This window comes from Marinovum sp. 2_MG-2023, from assembly GCF_030548265.1.
Lineage (GTDB): Bacteria > Pseudomonadota > Alphaproteobacteria > Rhodobacterales > Rhodobacteraceae > Marinovum.
This window is the reverse complement of sequence record NZ_JAUOSD010000027.1, coordinates 1-22543: the sequence shown is the minus strand read 5'-3', so window position 1 is coordinate 22543 and position 22543 is coordinate 1. Positions and strand designations below refer to the sequence as shown.

The following is a 22543-nucleotide window of genomic DNA, read 5'->3' as shown; positions in this document are numbered from 1 at the left end:
GGTCGAATGGCCGCACCATGGAATAGGATGAATCGGGTGGCAACACAGACAAAGGATGCAAGGCCGGGTTCTTTGTGAAAGTTATAAGACGGTCGTTGCATCGCCTTAACTGGCCGCAACTGCACACCAAACAGCCCACCCACCTTGCGCGTCTCCCCTCGCATGCCCTAGTAATGCCCTAACAAACATGGGAGTGCGCGCATGCGTCGTGTCGTCGTGACTGGTCTGGGGATTGTGTCCTCCATCGGCAACAATGTGGAAGAGGTTCTGGCCTCGCTCAAATCCGGGACATCCGGGATCACCGCCAATGAGGCGATGAAGGAACATGGATTCCGCAGCCAGATTGCCGGTGACCTGAAGCTGAATGTCGCGGACCATGTCGACAAACGCACGCTGCGGTTCATGGGGCCGGGGGCGGCCTATGCCTATATTGCCATGGGGCAGGCGATTGCCGATGCCGGGCTTGAGGAACGCGATGTTGTGAACCCACGCACCGGTTTGGTGGCGGGCTCGGGTGGCCCATCGACCAGCGCGATGTTGCAGGCGCATCAGACCGTGCTGAAAACCGGCGCGACCAAGCGGATCGGGCCCTTTGCGGTGCCAAAAACCATGTGTTCGACCGTTTCGGCCAATCTGTCGACGGCGTACAAGATCAAAGGCATCAACTATTCCATCACCTCGGCCTGCTCGACCTCGCTGCATTGCATTGGCAACGCGGCGGAACAGATCATGATGGGCAAACAGGACGTGATGTTTGCCGGTGGCGGCGAAGAACTGGACTGGACATTGTCCTGCCTGTTTGACGCGATGGGCGCGATGTCGTCGAAATACAACGATACGCCGGAACGTGCATCGCGGGCGTTTGATGCAGACCGCGATGGGTTTGTGATTGGCGGCGGCGGCGGGATGCTGGTTCTGGAAGAACTGGAACACGCCAAGGCGCGCGGCGCCAAGATCTACGCCGAGGTCACGGGCTATGGCGCGACATCGGATGGCGCCGATATGGTGGCCCCCTCGGGCGAAGGCGGCGAGCGGGCGATGCGCGTCGCGCTCAGCACCTTGGAAGAGGGGCGCAAGGTTGGCTATATCAACGCCCACGGCACATCCACGCCGGTCGGCGATGTCGGCGAAATCGAGGCGGTGCGCCGCGTCTTTGGCGATGGCAGCACGCCGCCGGTGTCTTCGACCAAATCCATGACCGGCCACAGCCAGGGCGCCACCGGCGCACAAGAGGCGATTTATTGTCTGCTGGCTTTGGACAACGATTTCATCATCCCGTCGATCAACGTCGAAACGCTTGATCCGGCACTGAAACCGGCAGAAATCGCCACCACGCTGGTGGAAAATGCCGGGCTGGATACAGTGATGACCAATTCCTTCGGGTTTGGCGGCACCAACGGCTCCATGCTTCTTAGCAAATATAACGGATAAACGGACATGTCGCAGTCAATGAAGGGCAAGCGCGGGCTTGTCATGGGTGTTGCCAACGAACGCTCTATCGCCTGGGGCATTGCCAAGGCGATGGCCGAAGCTGGTGCAGAGCTGGCCTTTACCTATCAGGGCGAGGCATTCGGCAAACGGGTTGAGCCGCTGGCGGCATCGGTCGGATCGGACTTTCTTGTCGATGTTGATGTGACCGATGATGCCTCGCTCGATGTGGCATTCGAAAAGCTGGGGGACCGCTGGCCGACGATTGATTTTGTGGTCCACGCCATCGCCTTCAGCGACAAGAACGAATTGACCGGCCGGGTGCTGAACACCAGCCGCAACAACTTCAAGAACTCGATGGATATCTCGGCCTATTCCTTTATCGAGGTCGCCCGCCGCGCCCATCCGATGATGGTTGAAAATGGCGGCACGCTTTTGACGCTGACCTATATGGGATCGAATCGCGTCACGCCGAATTACAATGTCATGGGCATCGCCAAGGCCGCGCTTGAGGCTGCTGTGCGTTATCTTGCCAATGATCTTGGCCCCGAGGGCATTCGCGTCAACGCCATTTCCCCCGGTCCGATGAAAACCCTGGCCGGTGCGGCCATTGGTGGTGCGCGCAAGACCTATAAGCACACGGATCAAAACGCGCCGCTGCGCGCCAATGCCACGCTAGAGGCCGTGGGCGGCACTGCGGTATACCTCGCGTCGGATGCCGGGGCCTGTACCACGGGTGAAATTATTCGGGTCGATGGGGGCTTTCACGTCTTGGGAATGCCGCAGGCAGACAACCTTTAGGGGAACGCCGCAGTTCTGGCTCATTTCCGCCCTTCTCCCGTCAAGGAGGGTAGGCAAATGTTAACCATGACACCTGACCAAGCTCTTAAAGCCGCTATGATCGGCGATAAATCCCGGATGCGGGGGAAACTTGCATCGGCTGGGCGAACCCCAAAGTCTCGACTGTTCCGCTGGAGCGTCAAGATCCTGTCTGTCGCCCTGGTGCTGACGGTGTCGCGTGGCATGCTACGCGCACCTGAGGTTCAGGTGATGCTGGCAGGGGCTGGCGACACGCTTACCCAAGTGGTCCAGGACGACACGATTGCCAGCGCGCATATTGCCGCCACCGATTTTCAGGTCGCGGCCAGCGCATTTGTCGCAGGACTGGCCCGACCGGCACTGGCTGTGATCTCACACGACACAGCTGACGTTCCCGACGCACGGACCGAACGGCGCGGGCATCGGCCAAGCACACCAATTGAATTGAGCCATATCGAAACCGTTTCGGCCAGTCGCGTCCTCAGTGGTCCGGTAGAAGCCGTTTTTGCCGGAAATGCGCTGCAATTGGCCGGAATGCCGGTGGTGATCGACGCTCTTGTCTGTCCCGCCCTCCAAAGCGAACGCGGGCAATTGGCCCGGGTTGGGCTGGAAAGCTTCACCCATGCGCAGACATTGAATTGCAACGTGACCGGACAGGCCGGTGCCCAGGCCGTGACCGCCAATTGCTGGACCGGCGATGGTCAGGATCTGGCGACCCAGATGCGCGCCACCCAGCTGTGCAACGCCAATTGATTTCATGCGCGCCGCAATAACGGCGTGCTGACATCGGGACGACCCCGCCCCACACCATTGGATTTCTGTCGCCTTGCAATTCTCCCCAGCTTCTGAAATGCACAGGCAAATGGGCTGACCGCCCACTGGGTGGATCAGACGCGGGCCAAAAGAAAGGCCCGCCGCGCGACAGGGGAATTTCGTTTGAACGACGCTTCGGTCCCAGTTCGGACCAGCAGCCAGCTGGTGTTGTCGGGGGTGGATTTTGCCCATGACACCCGTGTGGTTCTTTCTGCTCTGACGCTGGATATTTCGGTCACGCGACTTGGGGTTGTCGGGCGCAATGGATCGGGGAAAACGACGCTGGCGCGGTTGCTTGCCGGGCTTGTGGCCCCTACGGCGGGCGAGTTGCGTTTGAATGGCGTCGATGTGGCGCGGGACCGGCGTGCGGCCCTGTCAGAGGTCGGCATCCTGTTCCAGAACCCGGATCACCAGATCATTTTCCCTACCGTGCTGGAAGAACTGGCCTTTGGTCTGATCCAGCAGGGCCAAAAGAAAGCAGCAGCCGAAGACGCCGCGCGCGACGTATTGGCCCGTTTCAACAAGACCCATTGGCAAGAGGCCTATATCAATACGCTCAGCCATGGCCAAAAGCATCTGGTCTGTTTGATGGCCATTGTTGCGATGGCCCCGCGCTTGCTCATTCTTGACGAACCCTTTGCCGGTCTCGACATGGTCACCCGGGCACAGCTGACCCGGTATCTGGATCATTACACTGGCAATCTGATCCATATCACACATGACCCGGCGGATCTGGCCGGATATGACAGCGCGCTGTGGCTGGATCGCGGTGCGCTGCGCCAAATCGGCCCGGCGGAAGAGGTTGTGCCCGCCTATGTGGCGCGCATGACAGAATTGGGGGCCGCAGATGATATCGCTGACCTCCCCGGTTAAAACCCGCGCCCATGGTTGGCCAGCCGCGGCCAAGCTGGCGGCGCTGTGCCTTGCGACGCTGGGGTTGTTTTTCATCCAGAACCTCTGGGCGCATCTGGCCATCCTTGTCTTGGTCTTGGCGCTGTATGCGGCGCCCGGATGGCAGTTCCTGCGCGGTGGGCTTGCGAAACTCTGGATGCTTTGGCCCTTTGTGCTGATCGTCGCGCTGTTTCACCTGATCGACGGCAGTGTGATACCGGGCCTGGTGATCCTGTTGCGGTTGGTCTCTGCGGTGGCGCTTGCCAATCTGGTAACGATGACCACCCGACTGTCGGACATGATTTCCGTGGTGCACTGGCTTGCCGCACCCTTGCGCCGTTTCGGCATTGCCAGCCGCCCGTTGGAAATCGCCATTGCCCTTGTGATCCGCATGACCCCGGTGCTGCTGGCCAAGGGCCGCGCGCTGGGCGACGCGTGGCGCGCGCGCTCACCCCGGCGCGCCAATTGGCGGATTATCCTGCCTTTCACCTTGCTCGCGCTTGACGATGCTGATCAAATCTCTGATGCGTTGCGCGCGCGGGGAGGCCTGCTTTCTACAGAGGATACCTGAGATGGAAAAGAATGTCGTATTGATAGCCCTGTTTGCTGCATTGATTGCGGTGCTGGGGCTGATCCCGAAAATCACCCTGGGGTTCGGTGTGCCAATCACCGCGCAAAGCCTGGGTGTCATGTTGTGCGGCACCGTTTTGGGCGCGCGGCGCGGCACTTTGGCTGTGCTGCTGTTTCTGGTCCTCGTGGCCATCGGCCTGCCGTTATTGTCCGGTGGGCGCGGCGGCCTTGGTGTCTTTGTGTCGCCCTCTGCCGGGTTCCTGGTGGGCTGGCCATTTGCGGCCTTCGTCACCGGATTGATCGTCGAGAAATGGGGCAATGCGCCGCTGACACTGGTCGCGGGCCTGGCATCCGTGATCGGGGGCATCGTGGTGATGTATGCCTTTGGCATCGCCGGTTTGGCTTATGCGCTGGACAAAACCATGTTGGAGGCGACTGCTCTGGTCACCGCATTTATTCCCGGTGATGCGCTGAAAGCGGCGATTGCCGGCATGCTGACGGCCGCCCTGGCCAAGGCACGCCCCGCCAGCGTCCTGTCACGCGCGGCTTGAGCGTCATGATGACCACTGCTCACGTCACAGCCGAAGATTGCGACGCCGCGCTGGATCATATCCGCGCGGCGCCCAAGGATAACGCGGCCATTGATCACCTGTGTTTTCGCCCCGAAAGCGGCCTGCGCGACTATCCGGAACACCTAGACATGACCGTTTCCGGTGGCATCAAGGGCGAGCGTTGGCTGACAAACCCTTGGCTGAAACTGCCGGATGGGGCCCCCGATCCCCGTATTCAGGTGTCGATCCTGTCGAAACGAGTGCTGGATCTGTGTTGGCGCGACCGTGCTGGCACCCCGCATCCCGGCGATCCGATCATTGTCGATATGGATCTCAGCCATGAAAACCTGCCGGTTGGCACGCGATTGGCGGTTGGCACCGCTGTGCTGGAAGTGTCGGACAAACGCAATTCCGGCTGCACCAAATGGCAGGCCTGGTATGGGGATGCTAGCCTGCGCTGGATCAATCGCGGCCCCCATCGTGACCTGCGTTTGCGCGGCGTCCTCTGCCGAATTGCTCAGGATGGCCGGGTGTCGGTCGGGGATCGTTTGGTCAAACTCTGACCGGTTTCGCGGCCTGTTTCGCACTCCGGGATTTCATCTGACCAAAAATATCCCGGGGGGGTGGCCAAAGGCCACGGGGGCTGGCCCCCAAAAGGCGCGGCGGATCATGGATCACAGTCGCCGCGCCAAGAGCGCCGTGCCCAATCCGCCCGCTGCGGCGATTGCCGCCAAGCCGGACCCCGGTGTGCGACAAAGCTGTTGGTAAAGCCGCACGGCAAGCACCGCGCCAGAGGCCCCCACCGGATGGCCCCGCGCCAATGCACCACCATATTGGTTCACAATCTCGACCGGCAGGCCCGCGCCGGTTTGACAGGCGATGGCCTGCACGGCAAAGGCCTCCATGATTTCGGCGCTCACCAGGGTCGTCGCCTGATCCCAAACCGCATCAATGGCCGCAATCGGCGCCAGCCCGGGCAAGTCCGGCGTCCCGCCCAGCGTCCGTCCCGCCAGCAATTCGACCGCGGGACACATCAGCGCCGCTGCGACGGCCTCGCTCACCACCAGAACAAATCCCGCACCATCGGCGGCCACCGCCATATTTGCGGCTGTGATACTGCCATGTACCACCGGCGCGCGGGCGCATAACCGCCCGGTCAAAGCGCGGGTAAAGCTGTCTTGCGTCAGCCCGGCCAAGGGCACAATTTCCGCCTGATGAAATTCCGGTGGGCAGGCGCGTGCCTTGGCATGGCTCTCGACGGCCCAGGCATCCTGCGCTGCGCGGCTGATGTTCAACTGCTTTGCCAAATCCTCTGCCGCCGTCGCCATATCCGGGTCGCGCTCGGGCCAGGGGGTAAAGGCCGCTTGATCATAGGGTTCTGGCGCGCGTCCATCGGCAAAACTGCGGAGCCGCAGCGGGCGGCGGGAATAGCTCTCGACTCCGCCGGCCAGCACGATGTCATGTTGCCCGGACCGCACCATCATATCGGCCAGCAAAACCGCATCCAGACCACCGACGCATTGGCGATCAATGCTCAATCCCGCCACATGTTCCGGCAACCCAGCCGCCAGGGCGACAACCCGCGCAGGATTACCGCCGCCCCCCAGCGCATTGGAGACTATGATTTCTTCCACCCGATCCGGGCCAATCCCGGCATCTGCCAGCACCTGCGCAATCACCGGCGTCGCAAGCTCATGCAGCGCCAGAGCATGCAGCGCGCCGCCCCGGGGCGCGATCGGGCTGCGCCGTGCCGCGATCATATAGCTGCGCCGCATCAATTGCCCCCGACCATTGCGGCCAGGCGCGGCAAATCGGGTTTCCCCGCCGAAAGCAACGGGATGGCATCGAGCAGGACAAAACGCTGCGGTACCGCTGCGGGCCCAAATGCCGCGCGGCAGGTCCGTCGCAAGGCCGCCTCGTCAAATCGCCCGGTCAGAAAGCAGATGAGTTTATGCCCACGCAGCGCGTCGGGGATTGCCAGCACCGCACAGCCGGTCACGCCCGGTTGGGTTAGCACAAGCTGCTCAATCTCTTCGGGAAATACATTGTGATCTGCCACCGTGACCATCCGCCGTTTGCGGCCCCGCAGGAAAAGATAGCCCGCCGCGTCCAGATAGCCCATTTCACCAATGCCAAGATATCCGTCCTGCCAATGGGTGTCCTGGGTTTCGCCGACCTCGTAGCCATCAAACACATAGGGGCTTTGGACCAGAATTTCCGCAGTTTCATGCGGCGCGGCGACGCGCAGCGCAACACCGGGATAGGCGCGGCCGACCGAACCCGCAGGGGTATTGCCATCGCTCATGGTGATGAAACTTGTTTCACTGGCCCCGAAAAATTCACGCACCTCCGCATGGGGCAGCAGATCGCAGAGATCGGCCCGCAGGGCAGGGTCCAGTTTGCCACCACCACAAAACAGGCGGCGGACATTCGGCAACACGACCTGCGCTGCGTCTTTGCTCATCCGGGTGAGCAATCGCAGCTGCGTGGGCGTCGCATAGATCACGCTGATGGCCAGCTCTGCCAGTGTTTCGGTCTGGCGTCGCGGTGACATGCCGGCAAGCACAGCAATATCCGCCCCTATGTGCAGCGCCTCAAGCACCGCAAACAGGCTGAGGGAATGGCCCGGATGCCCTAATGTCGCGTAACGGTCTGCCGGACCCAGATCAAAAGTCCTGGCATTGATGGCGAAAGAGGCGATCCAGCTGGCCGGTCGGCGGCGGATCACCTTTGGCTGACCGCTGGAACCCGAAGTCTCGCAATACAGAAACGGCGTTGCATCGGCCCGTGTGGTGATTGCCGTGCCAGATTGCGACGCCCAAAGCGAATGCCCCCGGCGCAGCCCATCGACCAATACCGTCAGCCCCGGTGCCTCGGGGGTCAGAATTTCACTTCGGGGTGCGATTTCAAAAGTGGCATGCATGGCACCGATCTATGCCACAGGTTTGTCGCCGCTGCGATGGGCTTGCGGCGACACCTGTCTAATAATCCCGTTCGAAAAACACCCCGACGCCGGTGTCCCCATCGCTGCCGACCCGGCCGCGCACGGTGACGCTTGGGGTCAGATCAAGGTTCAGGTTGATCTGGCTGGAGCCATCGCTCGACACTGTTACATCGGTATAGATGTTGTCAGAGAGGTATTTGCCGACACTTGCCTGTGCATTGCCTTCGGAATCGGTGCTGATGTCCAGCTCGTCCACCCCCAGACCTTCGCGCAGCTGTTGACCGATACCAAGCCCGCCCTGACCGGACAGGGTGCGGATTGCCGCCGCCAATTGCACCGCCTGCAAGGCCGAGATCGACGTGACATCACGGCCAAACAGGAACAGCGAAAGCGCCTCGTCCTGGGGCAGTTCCGGCACCGATGTGACGGTCAGTTCCGGCGCCGAGGCCAAGCCGGCCAAGGCCAATGTGACGGCGAAATCATCGACCTCTGTGGTGGCCTCAAAGGCGATCACCGGATCGAAGCTGCCGCGCAACTGGACATCCCCCTGTGTCAGGGTTAAGCGCCGGCCCAACAGGTCCAGCCGCCCCCGGATCAGGCTGAACGACCCGACAGGCACCACATTGTTGGTGGTCCCGGTCAGTCGCAATTCACCGCCCAGTTCAGCGTCGAGCCCACGGCCCCGCACAAACAACCGGTTGGGCGCGCGCACGATGACATCCAGCGGGTAGTCTGGTGCGGCGCTGGCGGTGTCCTCGTCAGATTGATCCAACCCGGCAAACCGCAACGTGCGCTGCACATCGGCAGAGGGGTTGATATGTTGCAAACCGTCCAGCGCCGAATAGGACGGGCCAAGATCGGGAATGCGCAATTCCGCAGTGGCGATATTGATCCCGCCGCCAATCCGCGCGCCGCCCAGCAGCGGGCCGGACATGGTCATCCGCCCGTCCAACTGGGCCTCGTAAAGTGCGGCACTGCGCAGAACGACGTTGCGCAATTGCGCCTCCAGATCGGCGTTATATGGCGGGGTCAGCGCAACCGGCCCGGCAACGCGCAATTGTCCACCGCTGGAGATCTGACTGTTCAATGCCACCTGCGCCGCTGCGCCGTTCAGGTCAATTTGCCCGTTGATGGCGTCGATCGACATGCCCTGCGCCAGAAGCGCGACCTGGGCATCCGCCAGGCTAAGCCGGCCAGAGACCGAGCTGAGCTGTGGTGGGCCATTGACCGCCAGATTGAACCGCACCAGCCCGCTGAGCGCCTGACCGTTCAGCCGCCGGTTGGCCAGCGCCAGCGGCACCAGCCCGTTGGCCGACAGATCAAGCCGGGAAACATCCGCCGCGACCCGGCCCTGGGTTGACACTTCGATACCACCGGGACCATTGCCCGAGGCGTCGATCCGCCAGCTTTCGCCTTGCTGTGTGGCGGTGCCGGAAAAACTCGCAGGCCCCGGCAGATCGGGCACAAGCGGGCCAAGGTTGGGGATGGCGATGCGGAACCGGGCATCACCGTTGCCCGCGCCAAAGGCGCCGGACACGTCGGCATCCACCCCCGGTGCATCGACCGTTGCCTGACGTATGGTGATCCGGCCATTGCCATCACGCGCGACAGACAGGTCGATTTGCGACGTGCCGCGCAGCAATGGTTCTATTGTCGGCACGCCAAAACCGGGGTTTCTTACACTGCCATCGGCCACAAGATCGAAACTGCCGGCCAGAATATCGGCTGTGCCGGTGGCTGTCAGATTTGCGGCCCCCGACAGCGGGCGACCGGCCAGCGAGGAAAACGCGCCAAGCCGGGCAACCCGCGCTTGCAACCGTCCATCCGCCAGAAGTTTGGACTTGCCATCGCCGGTGAATGTTCCGCTGAAATTTGCACCTGTATCGCCGGGCAGGGTGGCATCGGCCTTCAGCGTCCAGACCTCGCCGGTGCGTATCGCGGTGCCGGTCAGGCTGGCCGCGCCGGGCAGATCGGGCAGGGCGCGTGCCAGATTGGCAATCCGCGTTGTCAGCTCCAGCTTGCCACTGTCCGGCCCGAAGGCACCACTGGCCCGCGCGGTTACTTCGCGCCCGTCGATGACTGCGGTCTTGAGCACAACCTCGCCTGCGGCATCGCGCGTTGCGGCGATATCGAATGTGGTGGTGCCGGGCAAAAGCGCCTCGGCAACGGGCACATCAAATCGCGGGTTGGTTGTGCTGCCGTTTGCACGCAGATCGAATGTCGCGTTGACCAGATCACCGCGCCCCTCAGCCACAAGCGACACCGCACCGCCAAGAGGGCGACCCGCAATGGCGGAGAATGTTGCAAGCTGTGTGACATTGGCGCTGAGCCGTCCGGCGATCTCCAGCTTGTCACGCCCATCGCCGGTCACCGTGCCGCGATATTGCGCGCCAGTGCCCCCGGGAAGGGTGGCATCGGCGGTCAGGTTCCAGACATCATTGGCCTGTTCTGCCGTGGCCGTCACTTCGGCGGCACCTTGCAGGTCGGGCAGGACCAGGGCGATTTCCGCGACGCGCGCGGTCAGGTCCAGCTTGCTTGCGCCGGTGCGCAGCAGCGCGGTTGCATCAATGCGCGCATGATCGGTGCGGATCACCACCGGATCGACGCGCAGCCCGGTTTCATCCCGGCCCAGCCCCAATGATACCTTGCCCGTACCGGCAAGCAGCGGATCAAGCTGGGCGATGCCGGTTGTCAGCGTCTCGGTCGTGCCGTCGAATTGCAACGCCATCACCCCGGTGAGCGGCGCCACACGCCCCGTCACACCAAGATCCGCAGCCCCGTCGAGTTCAATACCCGCCAGATCGGCAAAACGTGCCAGATCTTGTGCATTCAGCTGAACATCCGGCACCAATGTCAGATCATCTTCGCCTTCCAGCCCGCTCACCACCAAGGTGCCGGCCAGGCCGTAATCCTCGCCTGTGAGGTTCAGTTCGCTCAGCCGCAGCGGCGCACTCCGGCTCCAGCCAAAGTGCAGGACACCGCGCAGCCGGTCCCCGATGGCACGCGCCAGCGCCGCGTCGGCCGGGGCCAATCCGCTGGCATCCATTTGCAACGTGCCGGACAGGCTCTCGCTGTCGCGTGACAGAACGCCAGAGCCATCAAAGCCCAGCGTTTCAATCTGTATGGTGTCGCGGGCAAGACCCTGTGCCCGACCGGCCAGCGACCATGTGTCCCCGGCAGCGGCATCAAACGCCCCGGTAAGCGCGACGCCCGTGACCGAGGTCGCGGCACCGGCCATTGGCAGCAGGATGGTTTCACCTTCGGGCGGCGCGATTTCCCCATCCAGCGCCAGCTTGCGCGGCCAGCCATCTGCGCCGATCTCTGCCGCGCCGGTCAGGGTCAGGGCCGCCGCTTCGACGCGCAATTGATCCAACGTCAATGTGCCGTCGGCCATTCGTGCGCCTTTGGCCTGCAACCCCACCTGATTGCCAAGGAATTCGGCAAATTCCGGCACAAACACCGGCGCAATGTCGCCGCCCAGATCGAGCGCGAAAACCGTGTCGCCCTCTGGGTCGGACAACAGGGTCACTTCGCCGCTCAGACGGCGCTGGCCATCGGTATCCAGGCTCAGCTCGGCGGTGAAATCATTGATGGGGTCGGCCCCCTGAACCTTCATCTCGACCGAGGGCAGGCCGGGCAGGTTCAACAGATTGGCGGCCAGACCATCCGCCGGTTCGGTCAAATCAACCGCCATCTCCAATGCGCGGGTGGCGTTGTCGTAAGCGCCGACAATGGTAAAGCGCCCCTCCTGGTCCAGCCGGTTGATGGCCAGATCCGCCGATCCGGCCCCATTTGCCAGCGTCGCCTTGCCGGAAAACGCAATTTCGGCGGCCTCGCCGAACACCGCCGCGCCAATGACAGCGCGGCCTATGGTCATTTTCTTGATGTCGACCGACACGGGAAGCTCTGGCAGGGAAAAGGTTCCGCGCGCCTCAGCTGTGGGCAGTTCACTTTCTGCGGGCAGCGGGCGGCGTGGCAATTCGATGCGGTCAATCGCGATTTCGTCGATCAGAACCTGTTTGCTCAAAAGCGCCGAACGGTTCCAGGTCAGGGACACGCCGGTGGCGGAGAACCAGACCCCGTTTGCATCGGTGACCGAGATTTCGTCGATGGTCGCGCGGGAGCTGAGCGCGCCGGCAAATCCCTTGATCCGAACATCACGCCCGGGTGCCGACAACGCATCTTCAAGTATGCCCTGAATGAAGCCGCGATCAGATTGGTCGTCTTGCGCCTGAGCGGCCAGTGGCATCAGAAACAGCAGACAGAGTGCCAGAATACGCATTAAAAAGCCTGCCCTATCCCAATATAGACCTGCACACCGTCGCCGGTTTCGCCAGCCACCGGCGCGGCAACATCCAGCCGGATCGGTCCGACGGGGGTGTTGTAACGCAGCCCAAGACCGGCCCCGGCGTGCGAATTGCCGGCGTCAAAACCATCATGTCCGATGAAACCGGCATCGGCAAAAGCCACAAGGCCAATGGTGTCGGTCACGGAAAACCGCATTTCCGCCGACAGCGAAGCAAAGGCCCGTCCGCCCAGCGACACGCCGTCATAATCTGCATCCAGCGATTGATAGGGCTGGCCACGGACCGTCCCGCCGCCGCCGGAATAAAACAACATGCCGGGCGGGGCATCGACGGCGTCGGGCCCGACCAAAGCGCCCAATTGCAGTCGGGCGGCGGCGACCGCGCGGTTTTCCGCGCCAAGGCCAACAAAGCCGCGACCATCAAACGTCATATGCGCGCCGGTATCACCGGCCAGCGTTTCCACAAACGGCGTCACCTCGCCCCGCAGGTAATACCCGCTGGTGGTGTTCAATGTGTTGTCGCGCCGGTCATAGGTCAGCGCGCCGGGCAGCGAGACCAACAGCAATTCGCGGATGGTTTCCGGATTGGCAAAGCGGTCGGTGACCTCGGAATAGCCGAGGCCAATGCCCAATTCGCCGGTCAGGAAATCGTTGAATTCCTGGGACACGCCAAATGCCAGCTCGGATTTCTTTTCAAGATAATCCGGCTCGTCCAGCAGCGCCAAACCGGCCTCGGCGTAAAACAGGGTATCGGGGCCATAAACTGCCGGTTTTTCCAAGCGGAAAGACAGTTCATAATCAATGCCTTCTTCAATACCTTCGGTCTGCAAGCCCAGTTGGCTGATTTCGCCTTCGATGCGGAACCGTTCCGCGCCGCCAAACAGATTGCGATGCAGCCAGAACCCCGAAAGCGTCAGCCCGCCAAAGGTGGAATATTCGATGCCACCACCAATCCGGCGCGGTTTGCGGTCGACGACCGTGATTTCCATGTCAAGCTGACCATCGGCACCGGGGGTTTCGGCCTCTTCGACCTGCACCGATTGAAAGGTGCCGGTCCGGCGCAATCGGCTGGCGGCCTTGTCGACGGCTTTGGGGGTAAATACCTCGCCTTTGGGCAGGCCGGCAATCTGGCGCACACGGGCGTCGCGCACGGTGGATGTGCCATCGACAGAGGTGTCGCCAAACCGCAGCCTTGGGCCGGGTGCAATGCGGACATCGACATCCAGCCGCGCGCTGGCGTGGCGGGCTTCGATCGACTGGCCGGTGATTTCGGCTTTGGCATGGCCTGCTTCGCGCCAATCCCGGACCGCGCCCTGGGCCGCGTCGCGCACCACCGTCGCCAGGGCCGGTTCGTCGCGGGCAAATCCCGGCACCGGCGGATCTTCGCCCGCCAGCGGCGCGATTTGGACCTGACCAAGCCGGAAGGCACGTCCGGGTTGCACTGTTATCACCACATTTCCAACCGCGGCGGGCAAGCGAAAGGGATCAATGGTGGCGGCTTCGCGCCCGTCGATCTGAATGTTCACCACGGCGGAGTAATAGCCCTGGGCATAAAGCGCCTCGACCAGTTTGGCATAATCGGCCTGCGCCGCAGCCACGACATCACGCGGCAGGGTTTCGGGCGATTTTTCCAAGGTTGTCAGGACCGAAGCACTGTTCAGGCTTTTGGTCAGATCGGCATTGTCACTGCCGACCAATTGCAGATCAACCTGATCCAACGCCAACGACATTCCCGGCACCAGCACCGCCAGCGCGCCCAAAACCCAGCTTTTGCCAAATCTACGCATTACCATGTTCAACACTTTCATTTGCTCCAGCCTATGACAGAGACGGGCGCGCTTCTATGGGCAATCGACGGTCACCCACGGGGAAATGATCGACGACGACATCCGTAAATTGCCGCGCATGGCGATCTGGGCAATTCCGGGGTCTGCGTCACGTTTTTGCAGCCATGTACCTGGCGCAAACTGTGGGCATTGCAATGGCCAATCTGTTGCGGCATTGGCGCCGCAACGGGCGCGCGCTGGCGTCATTTGATATTTCCCATCCGTTTTGCCGGACATTTGCCAATACTGTTACATGACATTGTTAACAGAGCCGCGAATGCACTTCGAGCTAGGGAATCACTCATGCGTTTTGCTCTTTCGGCGCTGACCGCCGCACTTCTTTCCACATCCGCAATGGCGGCCGATATTTCCGGCAAACTGGTTCTGTATACCTCGCAGCCGAATGCCGATGCCCAGCAAACCGTTGATGCCTTCCAGGCGAAATATCCCGACGTCGACGTCGAATGGGTGCGTGACGGCACGACCAAGATCATGGCCAAGCTGCGCGCCGAATTCGAAGCCGGCGCGCCGCAGCCCGACCTGCTTTTGATTGCGGATATGGTCACAATGGAAGGGCTGGAGGCCGAAGGCCGTTTGATGCCCTACACCGATGCCGACATCAGCGCCTATGACCCGGCTTTGATGGATGATGGCGGTCACTATTTCTCGACCAAGCTGATCACCACCGGCATCGTCTACAACACCGGCGCCGACATGGTGCCGACCTCTTATGCTGATCTTTTGCAGGAACAGGCCAAGGACAAGCTGGCCATGCCATCGCCGCTGACCTCGGGTGCGGCGACCATCCACATGGCTGCGATCACCGCGCATCCCGATCTGGGCTGGGATTTCTACGAAGGTCTGGCCGCACAGGGCGCCAACCCGCAGGGCGGCAATGGCGGCACCTACAAGGCCGTCGCCGGCGGTGAAAAGCTTTATGGCTTCGTGGTTGATTTCCTGCCGATCCGCAACAAACTGGAAGGCGCGCCGGTGGAATTCGTCTTCCCAAGCGAAGGCGTTTCGGCGGTGACCGAACCGGTGGCCATCCTGTCGACTGCGAAAAATCCCGATGCGGCCAAGGCATTCGTTGATTTCCTGATTTCGCAAGAAGGCCAGCAACTGGCCGCTGACATGGGGTATCTTCCGGCGCATCCGGCGATCACCCCGCCCGAAGGTTTCCCCGCTCTGCCAGACATCAAACTGCTGGATTTCGATCCGGCCAAGGCACTGGCCGATGATCAGGAAAACAAGATGAAATTCACCGAGATTTTCGGCGGCTGACAATTTGAACCTGTTAAAACTTCTGCGCAGCGGCGAGGGGCGTGCCCTTGCCGCTGCGGTCTTTTTGGCGATGCTGCTTCTGGTCTTTCCGCTGGGCCTGCTGGCCCGTGTCGGTTTGACGGTGGACGGCGTATTTACATTGGCGCCCTTGGGTGACGCGCTTGGGTCACGGTCGGTGATGCGGGCCTTTGTCCATTCGTTGGAAAGCGCCTTCTTTTCGGCGATCCTGTCGCTGGTGGCGGGCACGACGATTGCGCTGGCAATCGGGTTGACCGACATGCGCCACAAGGGGGTCTTCACCTTCCTGTTGCTGGTGCCGATGATGATCCCGCCGCATGTGACGGCCATTGCCTGGGTCCAGGCGATGGGCCCGTCATCGCCGATCTTGCGCAGTCTGGGATTGGCGCCGGAACTGGGGTCGACCCATCCGCTGTATTCCAAGGGCGGTTTGATTTTCCTGCTGGGGGTCCAGCACACGCCGTTGGTGTTTCTGGTGGTGCTGGCGGCCCTGCGGGCCTTGCCGCGCGAAATGAGTGATGCCGCGCGGATTGCGGGCGCAGGTAGTGTCATGTTGCTTCGGCGGATATTGCTGCCGCTTTTGGCGCCGACGCTGATTGTCGGCTATGCGCTGGCCTTTGTGTCGGCGCTGGGCAATTTCGGTATTCAGGCGCTTTTGGGCATTCCGGCGCGCTATATCACGCTGCCGGTGCTGATCTGGCAACGATTGGCGAGCTTCGGCCCGTCGATCCTGACGGATGTGGCGGTGATTGCCGCGCTGCTGGCGCTGTTGGCGGTGGCGATCATCCTTCTTCAGACGGTGTTGCTGCGCAAGACCCGCGCCACCCTGATCGGGCCACCGCAACCGCCGCTGCACATCAAGCTGGGACGGTGTCGGATCTGGACCGAAATGCTGTTTGCCGGGTTGGTTGTCACGACCCTGATCCTGCCAATTACCGCGTTGGTGGCCACGGCGCTGGTGCGGACCTATGGGCTGCCGTTGAATGCAGACACCATCACCTTTGACAATTTTGCCGAGATCCTGTTTCGCCAATCGGTGACCGCGCGGGCATTCCTCAATTCGTCGCTGACGGCGGGGGTGGCCGCCGGGGTTATTGCGCTGGGCTGCATCTTTGTGGCGCGTTTCATGTCGGCGCGCCAATCCATCGTGCGGCGCACCGGGGCCGGCATCGCCACCCTGGCGGAAATGACCTATGCCATCCCCGGTCTGGTGATCTCGATCGCCTTCATCCTCGCCTTTCTCAAGCCGCTGCCGCTGATCAATCTCTCGCTTTACAACACCCTCGGCATCATTTTCCTTGCCTACCTCTGCGCGTTCTTTTCCATCGGGCTAAAGCCGGTCAGCGCCGCCTATGTGCAGTTGGATCCAGCCCTGGACGAAGCCGCCAGAATCGCAGGTGGGCGGTATTTCTTTCGGATGCGGCGGATATTTCTGCCTTTGATCGCACCGGCGGCGGCCTCGGGGGCGATCCTGGTCTTTTTGACCGCGTATAACGAGGTAACGGTGTCGGCGCTTCTCTGGTCATCGGGCAATGAAACCATCGGCACCACGATCTATAATTACGAAGATGGCGGCTACACCACGCTGGCCGCCGCGATGGCAAGCGTGACGGTCCTTGCCACGGTTTTGCTGATGGTGGCGCTGGATCTTTTGGGGCGGCATGCGCCGCGCGGGGTCGTGCCTTGGCGGATCTGACGCGGTTGTGCTGGCGTCAGATCATTGCGCCAGCACCCAGGCCCGGTTGATCCGAAGCCTGAGCATCTGCCCCGTGGGCAGCGGGGCGCGGTGGGTCACAACAAGGCGGGCACTGTCGGCAAAGCCGACTTCGGCCTCCCAAAGCCCGCCACGGTAAAGAACGCTTTCAATCACCCCTTCAAGACCGTCCTGGTCCCGGTTGTCGACCAAGGTGATTGCTTCGGGGCGGATCAATACCTGAACCTGGCCCGCCGGATGATCAGCGGGGGCATCGGCATGAAACCTGTGGCCCTGGATGTCCGCGAAGCCGGTTTCATAGGTTGCAGAGACCACCGCGCCATGACCGATGAACTGTGCCACTTCGGTTGAATTCGGGTGATCATAGATCTCTTGCGGCGTGCCGATCTGCAAGATCCGACCGGCCTTCATGACGGCCATTCGATCCGCCAGCGCCATGGCCTCGCGTTGATCATGGGTGATATAGACCGTTGTCGCCCCAGAGGCGCGATGAAACCGCAAAAGTTCCTGTTCCATTGTGTGTCGCAGATGCGGGTCAAGATTGGCCAAAGGTTCATCCATCAGGATCGTCCGCGCCCCGCCCGCCAGACACCGGGCCAATGCAACCCGCTGGCGTTGCCCGCCCGAAAGTGCCTCTGGCTTGCGCTGCGCCAAATCCTGAAGCGCGACGGTCGCCAAATGTCCCTGGACCAGCTGCGCGGCCGCCTTGCGCGATTTTCCCGACGCCTCCAGCGGAAAGGCAACATTGTCCTGAACGCTCATATGGGGCCAGAGCGCATAGGATTGAAATACAAACCCGGTGCCGCGCTGTTCGGGGGGCACCGATATCTGGCTGTCCGCCACCAGATCATCATGCAGCCGGATCGTGCCACGGTCCGGGGTGTCCAGCCCGGCGATCAACCGCAGCAACGTGCTTTTGCCGCAACCGGATTCACCAACGATGACAAACAGTTCGTGATCGGACACCTCGAACGAGATGTCATCAATGGCCGGTTTGCCCGCAAAATCCTTGCCCAGGCCGACGATCTGAATTCCGCCAGTCATCCGGTGATCCTTCTGTGTTTAGGCGCATGAACGCGCTTCATCGGGCACTCGGGTAACTTTTTGATGACAGCGGGCGCTGTCCTGGCAACATCTCTTTGTTTCTGGGGCTATCTGTTGGCTGTGTGGCCGGGGAAATGCCCCCAGCCACACAGGTCCGGTGATAAGTGGATCTTTGACCTATGTGCCGGACTTTATGCCGTTTTAAGGATCACCTGCGGCGCCGTGACATCAATCCCCAATGCACGACCCACAGCGTAATAGGTCAGCTTGCCCGCGTGGACATTCAAACCATTCAGCAAATGCGGATCATCGGCGCAGGCCTGCCGCCAGCCCTTGTCCGCCAGCGCCAGCATATAGGGCATTGTCGCATTGCCGAGCGCAATGGTTGAGGTGCGCGCCACCGCCCCCGGCATGTTGGCGACGCAATAATGCATGATGCCATCGACGTCATAAATCGGGTCGGCATGGGTCGTCGCCTTGGAGGTTTCAAAACATCCCCCCTGGTCGATCGCCACATCCACCAAAACCGCGCCCGGCTTCATATCGGCCAATTGCGCCCGGCTGATCAATTTGGGGGCTGCCGCGCCGGGGACCAGGACCGCGCCAATCACCATGTCGGCGTCGCGGATTTGGTCCAGCGTGTTGCCGGCACTTGCGTACATGGTCTTGAACTGTTGACCAAACACGTCATCGAGATAGCGCATCCGCGGCAAGGACCGATCCAGCACGGTGACATCCGCGCCCATGCCGGCCGCGACACGGGCCGCATGGGTGCCGACCACGCCGCCACCGATGACAACCACGCGCGCCGGGCCAACACCGGGCACGCCGCCTATCAACACACCCCGACCGCCATTGGCCTTTTGCAGGGTCCAGGCCCCGACCTGGGGCGCCAGTTTACCGGCAACTTCTGACATCGGCGCCAAAAGCGGCAGGCCGCCGCGTTCGTCGGTCACGGTTTCATAGGCAATCGCGGTACAGCCCGAAGCCAGCAAATCGTGGGTTTGATCGGGGTCGGGAGCAAGATGCAGATAGGTGAAAAGCAGCTGACCTTCGCGCAGCATCTTGCGTTCGACGGCTTGTGGTTCCTTCACCTTGACGATCATGTCGGCAGTGGCAAAAACCTCTTCTGCGCTGTCCACGATCACCGCGCCAACCGCCGTATAGGCGACATCGTCAAAACCGGCGCCAACCCCGGCGCCGCTTTGCACGATCACGTCATGACCATGGGCAATCGCTTCTTGCGCTGCATTGGGTGTCAGGCCGACCCGGAATTCCTGGGGCTTTATTTCGCACGGGCATCCGATTTTCATCTTGCTGGTCCTTTTGGTAAATGGGTGCGCGATTGTCCGACATCAAAGCGTGCAGGTGTTTAATATTTTGCCTTGGCAGTCATGCGATCTGCGACGATACTTCGACAAAGTTGAAATTGGACCGAAGATTCTTCGCAAATATGCAGATTGACCCGACAGACCGCCGAATCCTGACCGTGCTTCAGAAACATGGGCGCATGTCCAACGCCGATCTGTCAGAGCGGATCAACCTGTCTGCATCGGCCTGTCATCGCCGGGTGCAGCGGCTTGAAGAAGAGGGCATCATCAAAAGCTACGTCGCGATGCTGGATGCGCGCAAGATTGGCCTGACCTCGACCGTGTTTGTGGAAATCACCCTGTCCGGGCAATCGGATGAGGTGCTGGAGGCCTTTGAAACCGCGGTTGCGCGTATTCCCAATGTGCTGGAATGCCATTTGATGGCGGGGACGGCGGATTACATCATGAAGCTGGTGGTCGAAGACACCGATGATTTTGCCCGCATTCACCGTCAATACCTGACCCGTTTGCCGGGGGTGACGCGGATGCAGTCGAGCTTTGCCCTGCGCACGGTGTTCAAGACCACGGCACTTCCGGTTTGATTAAAATCCCGGCGAAATAGCCGGGCAATTTAACGGCTCATTTGCATCTTTCCTCCATGTGTCAGGGACACCGAGGGAATGCCATGCCACTTTCATTTACCGCAACCAACAGCGAATTTTCCACCGCCACAGGCAGCAATATTGGCCGCTATGGGACTTCGTCGGCGTTTGATGGACCTCCGTCGGAAACCTCGAATTTGCAAGTCACGGCGAATTCCGGCGATTCCGATCCGCGCCTGTTTGAAATTGGCGACAGTTACGATGTTCAGTTTGACGGGCCGGGCGGGCCAGTGACCATCGAAGATGCCGTCGTTGTGCGCAGTGACAATGCGCCGGGCGAGGCCGGGATCGTGGTGCTGAGCGGTCAGGATCAAAACGGGGTTCCGGTCGAGGTGCTTTGGACCCCAAGCTATAACCTGCAAGGGTGGTATGATGCCGCCAGCGGCACGACGAGCCGGGTTGGGTTCTTCAACACGGACCGGCAGGCAACATATGACCACGAGATTGTCTGTTTCGCGGCAGAGACTGCGATCGTGGTCAAGGGCGGGCCGATTGCGGCGGAAAAAATCACGCCGGGGCAATTGGTGCGCACCCTGGACGCCGGGTTGCAACCGGTGAAATGGGTTGGCCACAAGAAATTGCCGGGAATTGATGCCGCCGCACCGGTGGTCTTCGCGCCCGGAACCATCGGCAATGATGCCACTCTGCGGCTAAGCCAACAGCATCGGGTGATGATCCGCTCGGCGCGGGCCGAATTGCTGTTTGACACGCCAGAGGTTCTGGTGCCGGCCAAGGCGCTGGTCAACGGCCATTCAATCCGCATCCTGCCCTGTGACGAGATCACCTATATTCATCTGCTGCTGGAAGATCACCATATCTTGCGGGCTGAAGGCGCGCTTTGCGAAAGCCTGCTTCTTGGCGATCAATCCCGTGACATCCTGCAAATGCCACGGCCGGTTGGCCACGCGGAAATGCGCCCCGCACGCCGGATATTGCGCCCGTATGAGGCGTGTGGCTTCCTGCCTGCGGCAGCCGTTTCATCGCCAAATGCCCTATTTAAGGGCACAGCCGCTCTCGCAGAGCGGGAACTTGCCTCTGTTTGAGGCCCCTGTCCTCAATTCCCGGTTTTTCCTTCGACAAGGGACAGGTAGTCTGTCCGCGAACCCGGATTCGGGGCGACAGACCGCCACCGGCGCAATCCCCCCTTGCGATAGATGGCGTCGATGGCATACCCGACTGACATCAAAGCGTTAAACGGGACTGTTATGCCAGCCCCAGCAAAGACTTGGAGCGACATATGACACAGGATGATGACCGCGAGCTGGATTGGCTGGAAGCCGAACTTCAGGACAACCTGGATGAAGATTTCGAGATCGAGTTCTCTGAACCGATGCTCAGCCAGGAAATCCGCAAGATCTATAACCGCGAACATCCCGATATGCTGGACCGGCGGGTTTATTTCACCAATCTGCTGCGGCTTCAGGCCGAATTGATCAAGGTGCAGGATTGGGTGCAACATACCGGTGCCAAGGTCTGTATCCTGATGGAAGGCCGCGACAGTGCGGGCAAGGGCGGGGTGATCAAACGGATTACCCAGCGTTTGAACCCGCGCATCGCCCGCGTCGTGGCGCTGCCCGCGCCAAGCCGCCGGGAACAATCGCAATGGTATTTCCAACGCTATGTGCCGCATCTGCCGGCCGGTGGTGAAATCGTCTTCTTTGACCGGTCATGGTACAACCGTGCCGGCGTGGAGCGGGTCATGGGTTTTGCCAATGATCAACAGGTCGAAAACTTTTTCCAGGACGTTCCCGAATTTGAACGCATGCTGATCCGCTCTGGCGTGATCCTGTTGAAATACTGGTTCTCGATCACCGATCAGGAACAGCAATTGCGATTCCTGATGCGGATTCATGATCCGATGAAGCAATGGAAATTGTCGCCGATGGATCTGGAAAGCCGCATCCGCTGGGAGCAATACACCAAGGCCAAGGAAGAGATGTTTGCCCGCACGAATATCCCCGAAGCGCCGTGGTATATCGTTGAAGGTAATGACAAGAAGCGTGAGCGGCTGAATTGCATCGAACATATCCTGACCAAGATCCCGTATGAGGATCTGCCGTCGGAAAAGGTCACCCTGCCGGACCGGGTCTATAACCCGAATTACGAACGCCAGGTGCTTCCCGATGAATTGTATGTGCCGAAGGTGTATTGAACCCGCACAACGAAAATCATGTCGCGTTGAACGAAAAAGGGCCGGTCATTTGACCGGCCCTTTGTATGTCATGAGGTCCCGGGTCAGGCCCGGGACCAGATCACGATCACTCGATGATTTTGGACACAACGCCGGAACCCACGGTGCGGCCGCCTTCGCGGATGGCGAAGCGCAGGCTTTCTTCCATGGCGATCGGCGCGATCAGTTCAACTTC

19 protein-coding genes are annotated in these 22543 nt (G+C 61.1%); 12 read left to right on the top strand and 7 right to left on the bottom strand.

The features are described from left to right. Positions 1–201 precede the first annotated feature (201 nt). From fabB to Q4577_RS20415, 7 genes are all read left to right on the top strand, one after another. On the top strand, positions 202–1431 hold the full coding sequence (fabB, locus tag Q4577_RS20445) for a beta-ketoacyl-ACP synthase I (protein ID WP_244685464.1): 1230 nt from the start codon (positions 202–204) through the stop codon (positions 1429–1431). A 6-nt stretch (positions 1432–1437) separates the two neighbouring features. After that, a complete protein-coding gene (locus tag Q4577_RS20440) occupies positions 1438–2229 on the top strand; it encodes an enoyl-ACP reductase (RefSeq protein WP_303472404.1) in 792 nt (263 codons plus the stop codon). Between the two features lie 57 nt (positions 2230–2286). Next, positions 2287–3000, top strand: a complete 714-nt coding sequence (locus tag Q4577_RS20435) for a hypothetical protein (RefSeq protein WP_303472406.1) — start codon at positions 2287–2289, stop codon at positions 2998–3000. 183 nt (positions 3001–3183) lie between these two features. Beyond that, positions 3184–3933: an energy-coupling factor ABC transporter ATP-binding protein gene (locus Q4577_RS20430; RefSeq protein WP_303472408.1), complete on the top strand. Its 750-nt coding sequence runs from the start codon at positions 3184–3186 to the stop codon at positions 3931–3933. Beyond that, positions 3908–4522 carry an energy-coupling factor transporter transmembrane component T gene (locus Q4577_RS20425; RefSeq protein ID WP_303472410.1) on the top strand — a complete coding sequence of 205 codons (615 nt, stop codon included), beginning with the start codon at positions 3908–3910 and terminating at the stop codon, positions 4520–4522. The genes Q4577_RS20430 and Q4577_RS20425 overlap by 26 nt, the downstream gene beginning before the upstream one ends. A gap of 1 nt (position 4523) precedes the next feature. Continuing rightward, on the top strand, positions 4524–5072 hold the full coding sequence (locus Q4577_RS20420; protein WP_303472412.1) for a biotin transporter BioY: 549 nt from the start codon (positions 4524–4526) through the stop codon (positions 5070–5072). 8 nt (positions 5073–5080) lie between these two features. Next, entirely contained in the window at positions 5081–5635 is a 555-nt protein-coding gene (locus tag Q4577_RS20415; RefSeq protein WP_303472414.1) for an MOSC domain-containing protein, read from the top strand. Positions 5636–5746: 111 nt separating this feature from the next. On the opposite strand, the gene Q4577_RS20410 is transcribed toward Q4577_RS20415, so the two are convergent. The 4 genes from Q4577_RS20410 to Q4577_RS20395 are packed head-to-tail and all read right to left on the bottom strand — an operon-like array spanning position 5747 to position 14115. Beyond that, positions 5747–6847 (bottom strand): thiolase family protein, encoded by a 1101-nt coding sequence (locus Q4577_RS20410; RefSeq protein ID WP_303472416.1) that lies wholly within the window; start codon positions 6845–6847, stop codon positions 5747–5749. Next, the gene (locus Q4577_RS20405) at positions 6847–7995 is read right to left on the bottom strand and encodes an AMP-binding protein (protein ID WP_303472418.1); all 1149 of its coding nucleotides are present in this window, start codon (positions 7993–7995) and stop codon (positions 6847–6849) included. Before Q4577_RS20405 ends, Q4577_RS20410 begins: the two co-directional genes overlap by 1 nt. A 58-nt stretch (positions 7996–8053) precedes the next feature. Then, the gene (locus Q4577_RS20400) at positions 8054–12298 is read right to left on the bottom strand and encodes a translocation/assembly module TamB domain-containing protein (protein ID WP_303472420.1); all 4245 of its coding nucleotides are present in this window, start codon (positions 12296–12298) and stop codon (positions 8054–8056) included. After that, complete coding sequence (locus tag Q4577_RS20395) at positions 12298–14115, bottom strand: autotransporter assembly complex family protein (protein WP_303472422.1); 1818 nt, start codon at positions 14113–14115, stop codon at positions 12298–12300. The genes Q4577_RS20400 and Q4577_RS20395 overlap by 1 nt, the downstream gene beginning before the upstream one ends. Before the next feature lie 336 nt (positions 14116–14451). On the opposite strand from Q4577_RS20395, the gene Q4577_RS20390 reads away from it, so the two are divergent. Further along, the gene (locus Q4577_RS20390) at positions 14452–15429 is read left to right on the top strand and encodes an ABC transporter substrate-binding protein (RefSeq protein WP_244685491.1); all 978 of its coding nucleotides are present in this window, start codon (positions 14452–14454) and stop codon (positions 15427–15429) included. Between the two features lie 4 nt (positions 15430–15433). After that, positions 15434–17143: an iron ABC transporter permease gene (locus Q4577_RS20385; RefSeq protein WP_303472425.1), complete on the top strand. Its 1710-nt coding sequence runs from the start codon at positions 15434–15436 to the stop codon at positions 17141–17143. Positions 17144–17164: 21 nt separating this feature from the next. Here Q4577_RS20385 and Q4577_RS20380 read toward each other — a convergent pair whose 3' ends face one another. After that, positions 17165–18205, bottom strand: a complete 1041-nt coding sequence (locus Q4577_RS20380; protein WP_303472427.1) for an ABC transporter ATP-binding protein — start codon at positions 18203–18205, stop codon at positions 17165–17167. 191 nt (positions 18206–18396) lie between these two features. Further along, positions 18397–19518: an alanine dehydrogenase gene (gene ald / locus Q4577_RS20375; RefSeq protein ID WP_303472429.1), complete on the bottom strand. Its 1122-nt coding sequence runs from the start codon at positions 19516–19518 to the stop codon at positions 18397–18399. A gap of 140 nt (positions 19519–19658) precedes the next feature. Between ald and Q4577_RS20370 the strand changes: the two genes are divergently transcribed. From Q4577_RS20370 to ppk2, 3 genes are all read left to right on the top strand, one after another. Then, positions 19659–20117: an Lrp/AsnC family transcriptional regulator gene (locus Q4577_RS20370; RefSeq protein WP_244685504.1), complete on the top strand. Its 459-nt coding sequence runs from the start codon at positions 19659–19661 to the stop codon at positions 20115–20117. Between the two features lie 83 nt (positions 20118–20200). Then, positions 20201–21220: a Hint domain-containing protein gene (locus tag Q4577_RS20365; protein WP_303472432.1), complete on the top strand. Its 1020-nt coding sequence runs from the start codon at positions 20201–20203 to the stop codon at positions 21218–21220. 194 nt (positions 21221–21414) lie between these two features. Next, the gene (gene ppk2 / locus Q4577_RS20360) at positions 21415–22329 is read left to right on the top strand and encodes a polyphosphate kinase 2 (RefSeq protein ID WP_244685508.1); all 915 of its coding nucleotides are present in this window, start codon (positions 21415–21417) and stop codon (positions 22327–22329) included. 106 nt (positions 22330–22435) lie between these two features. Here ppk2 and Q4577_RS20355 read toward each other — a convergent pair. After that, a partial coding sequence (locus Q4577_RS20355) for a hypothetical protein (RefSeq protein WP_303472439.1) occupies positions 22436–22543 on the bottom strand: 108 nt, incomplete at its 5' end.

Coding starts and splice junctions, on each gene's coding strand:
- fabB (WP_244685464.1), top strand. CDS start 202: ATGCGTCGTGTCGTCGTGACTGGTCTGGGGATTGTGTCCTCCATCGGC.
- Q4577_RS20440 (WP_303472404.1), top strand. CDS start 1,438: ATGTCGCAGTCAATGAAGGGCAAGCGCGGGCTTGTCATGGGTGTTGCC.
- Q4577_RS20435 (WP_303472406.1), top strand. CDS start 2,287: ATGTTAACCATGACACCTGACCAAGCTCTTAAAGCCGCTATGATCGGC.
- Q4577_RS20425 (WP_303472410.1), top strand. CDS start 3,908: ATGATATCGCTGACCTCCCCGGTTAAAACCCGCGCCCATGGTTGGCCA.
- Q4577_RS20420 (WP_303472412.1), top strand. CDS start 4,524: ATGGAAAAGAATGTCGTATTGATAGCCCTGTTTGCTGCATTGATTGCG.
- Q4577_RS20415 (WP_303472414.1), top strand. CDS start 5,081: ATGACCACTGCTCACGTCACAGCCGAAGATTGCGACGCCGCGCTGGAT.
- Q4577_RS20410 (WP_303472416.1), bottom strand. CDS start 6,847: ATGCGGCGCAGCTATATGATCGCGGCACGGCGCAGCCCGATCGCGCCC.
- Q4577_RS20405 (WP_303472418.1), bottom strand. CDS start 7,995: ATGCATGCCACTTTTGAAATCGCACCCCGAAGTGAAATTCTGACCCCC.
- Q4577_RS20400 (WP_303472420.1), bottom strand. CDS start 12,298: ATGCGTATTCTGGCACTCTGTCTGCTGTTTCTGATGCCACTGGCCGCT.
- Q4577_RS20395 (WP_303472422.1), bottom strand. CDS start 14,115: ATGGTAATGCGTAGATTTGGCAAAAGCTGGGTTTTGGGCGCGCTGGCG.
- Q4577_RS20390 (WP_244685491.1), top strand. CDS start 14,452: ATGCGTTTTGCTCTTTCGGCGCTGACCGCCGCACTTCTTTCCACATCC.
- Q4577_RS20380 (WP_303472427.1), bottom strand. CDS start 18,205: ATGACTGGCGGAATTCAGATCGTCGGCCTGGGCAAGGATTTTGCGGGC.
- ald (WP_303472429.1), bottom strand. CDS start 19,518: ATGAAAATCGGATGCCCGTGCGAAATAAAGCCCCAGGAATTCCGGGTC.
- Q4577_RS20370 (WP_244685504.1), top strand. CDS start 19,659: ATGCAGATTGACCCGACAGACCGCCGAATCCTGACCGTGCTTCAGAAA.
- Q4577_RS20365 (WP_303472432.1), top strand. CDS start 20,201: ATGCCACTTTCATTTACCGCAACCAACAGCGAATTTTCCACCGCCACA.
- ppk2 (WP_244685508.1), top strand. CDS start 21,415: ATGACACAGGATGATGACCGCGAGCTGGATTGGCTGGAAGCCGAACTT.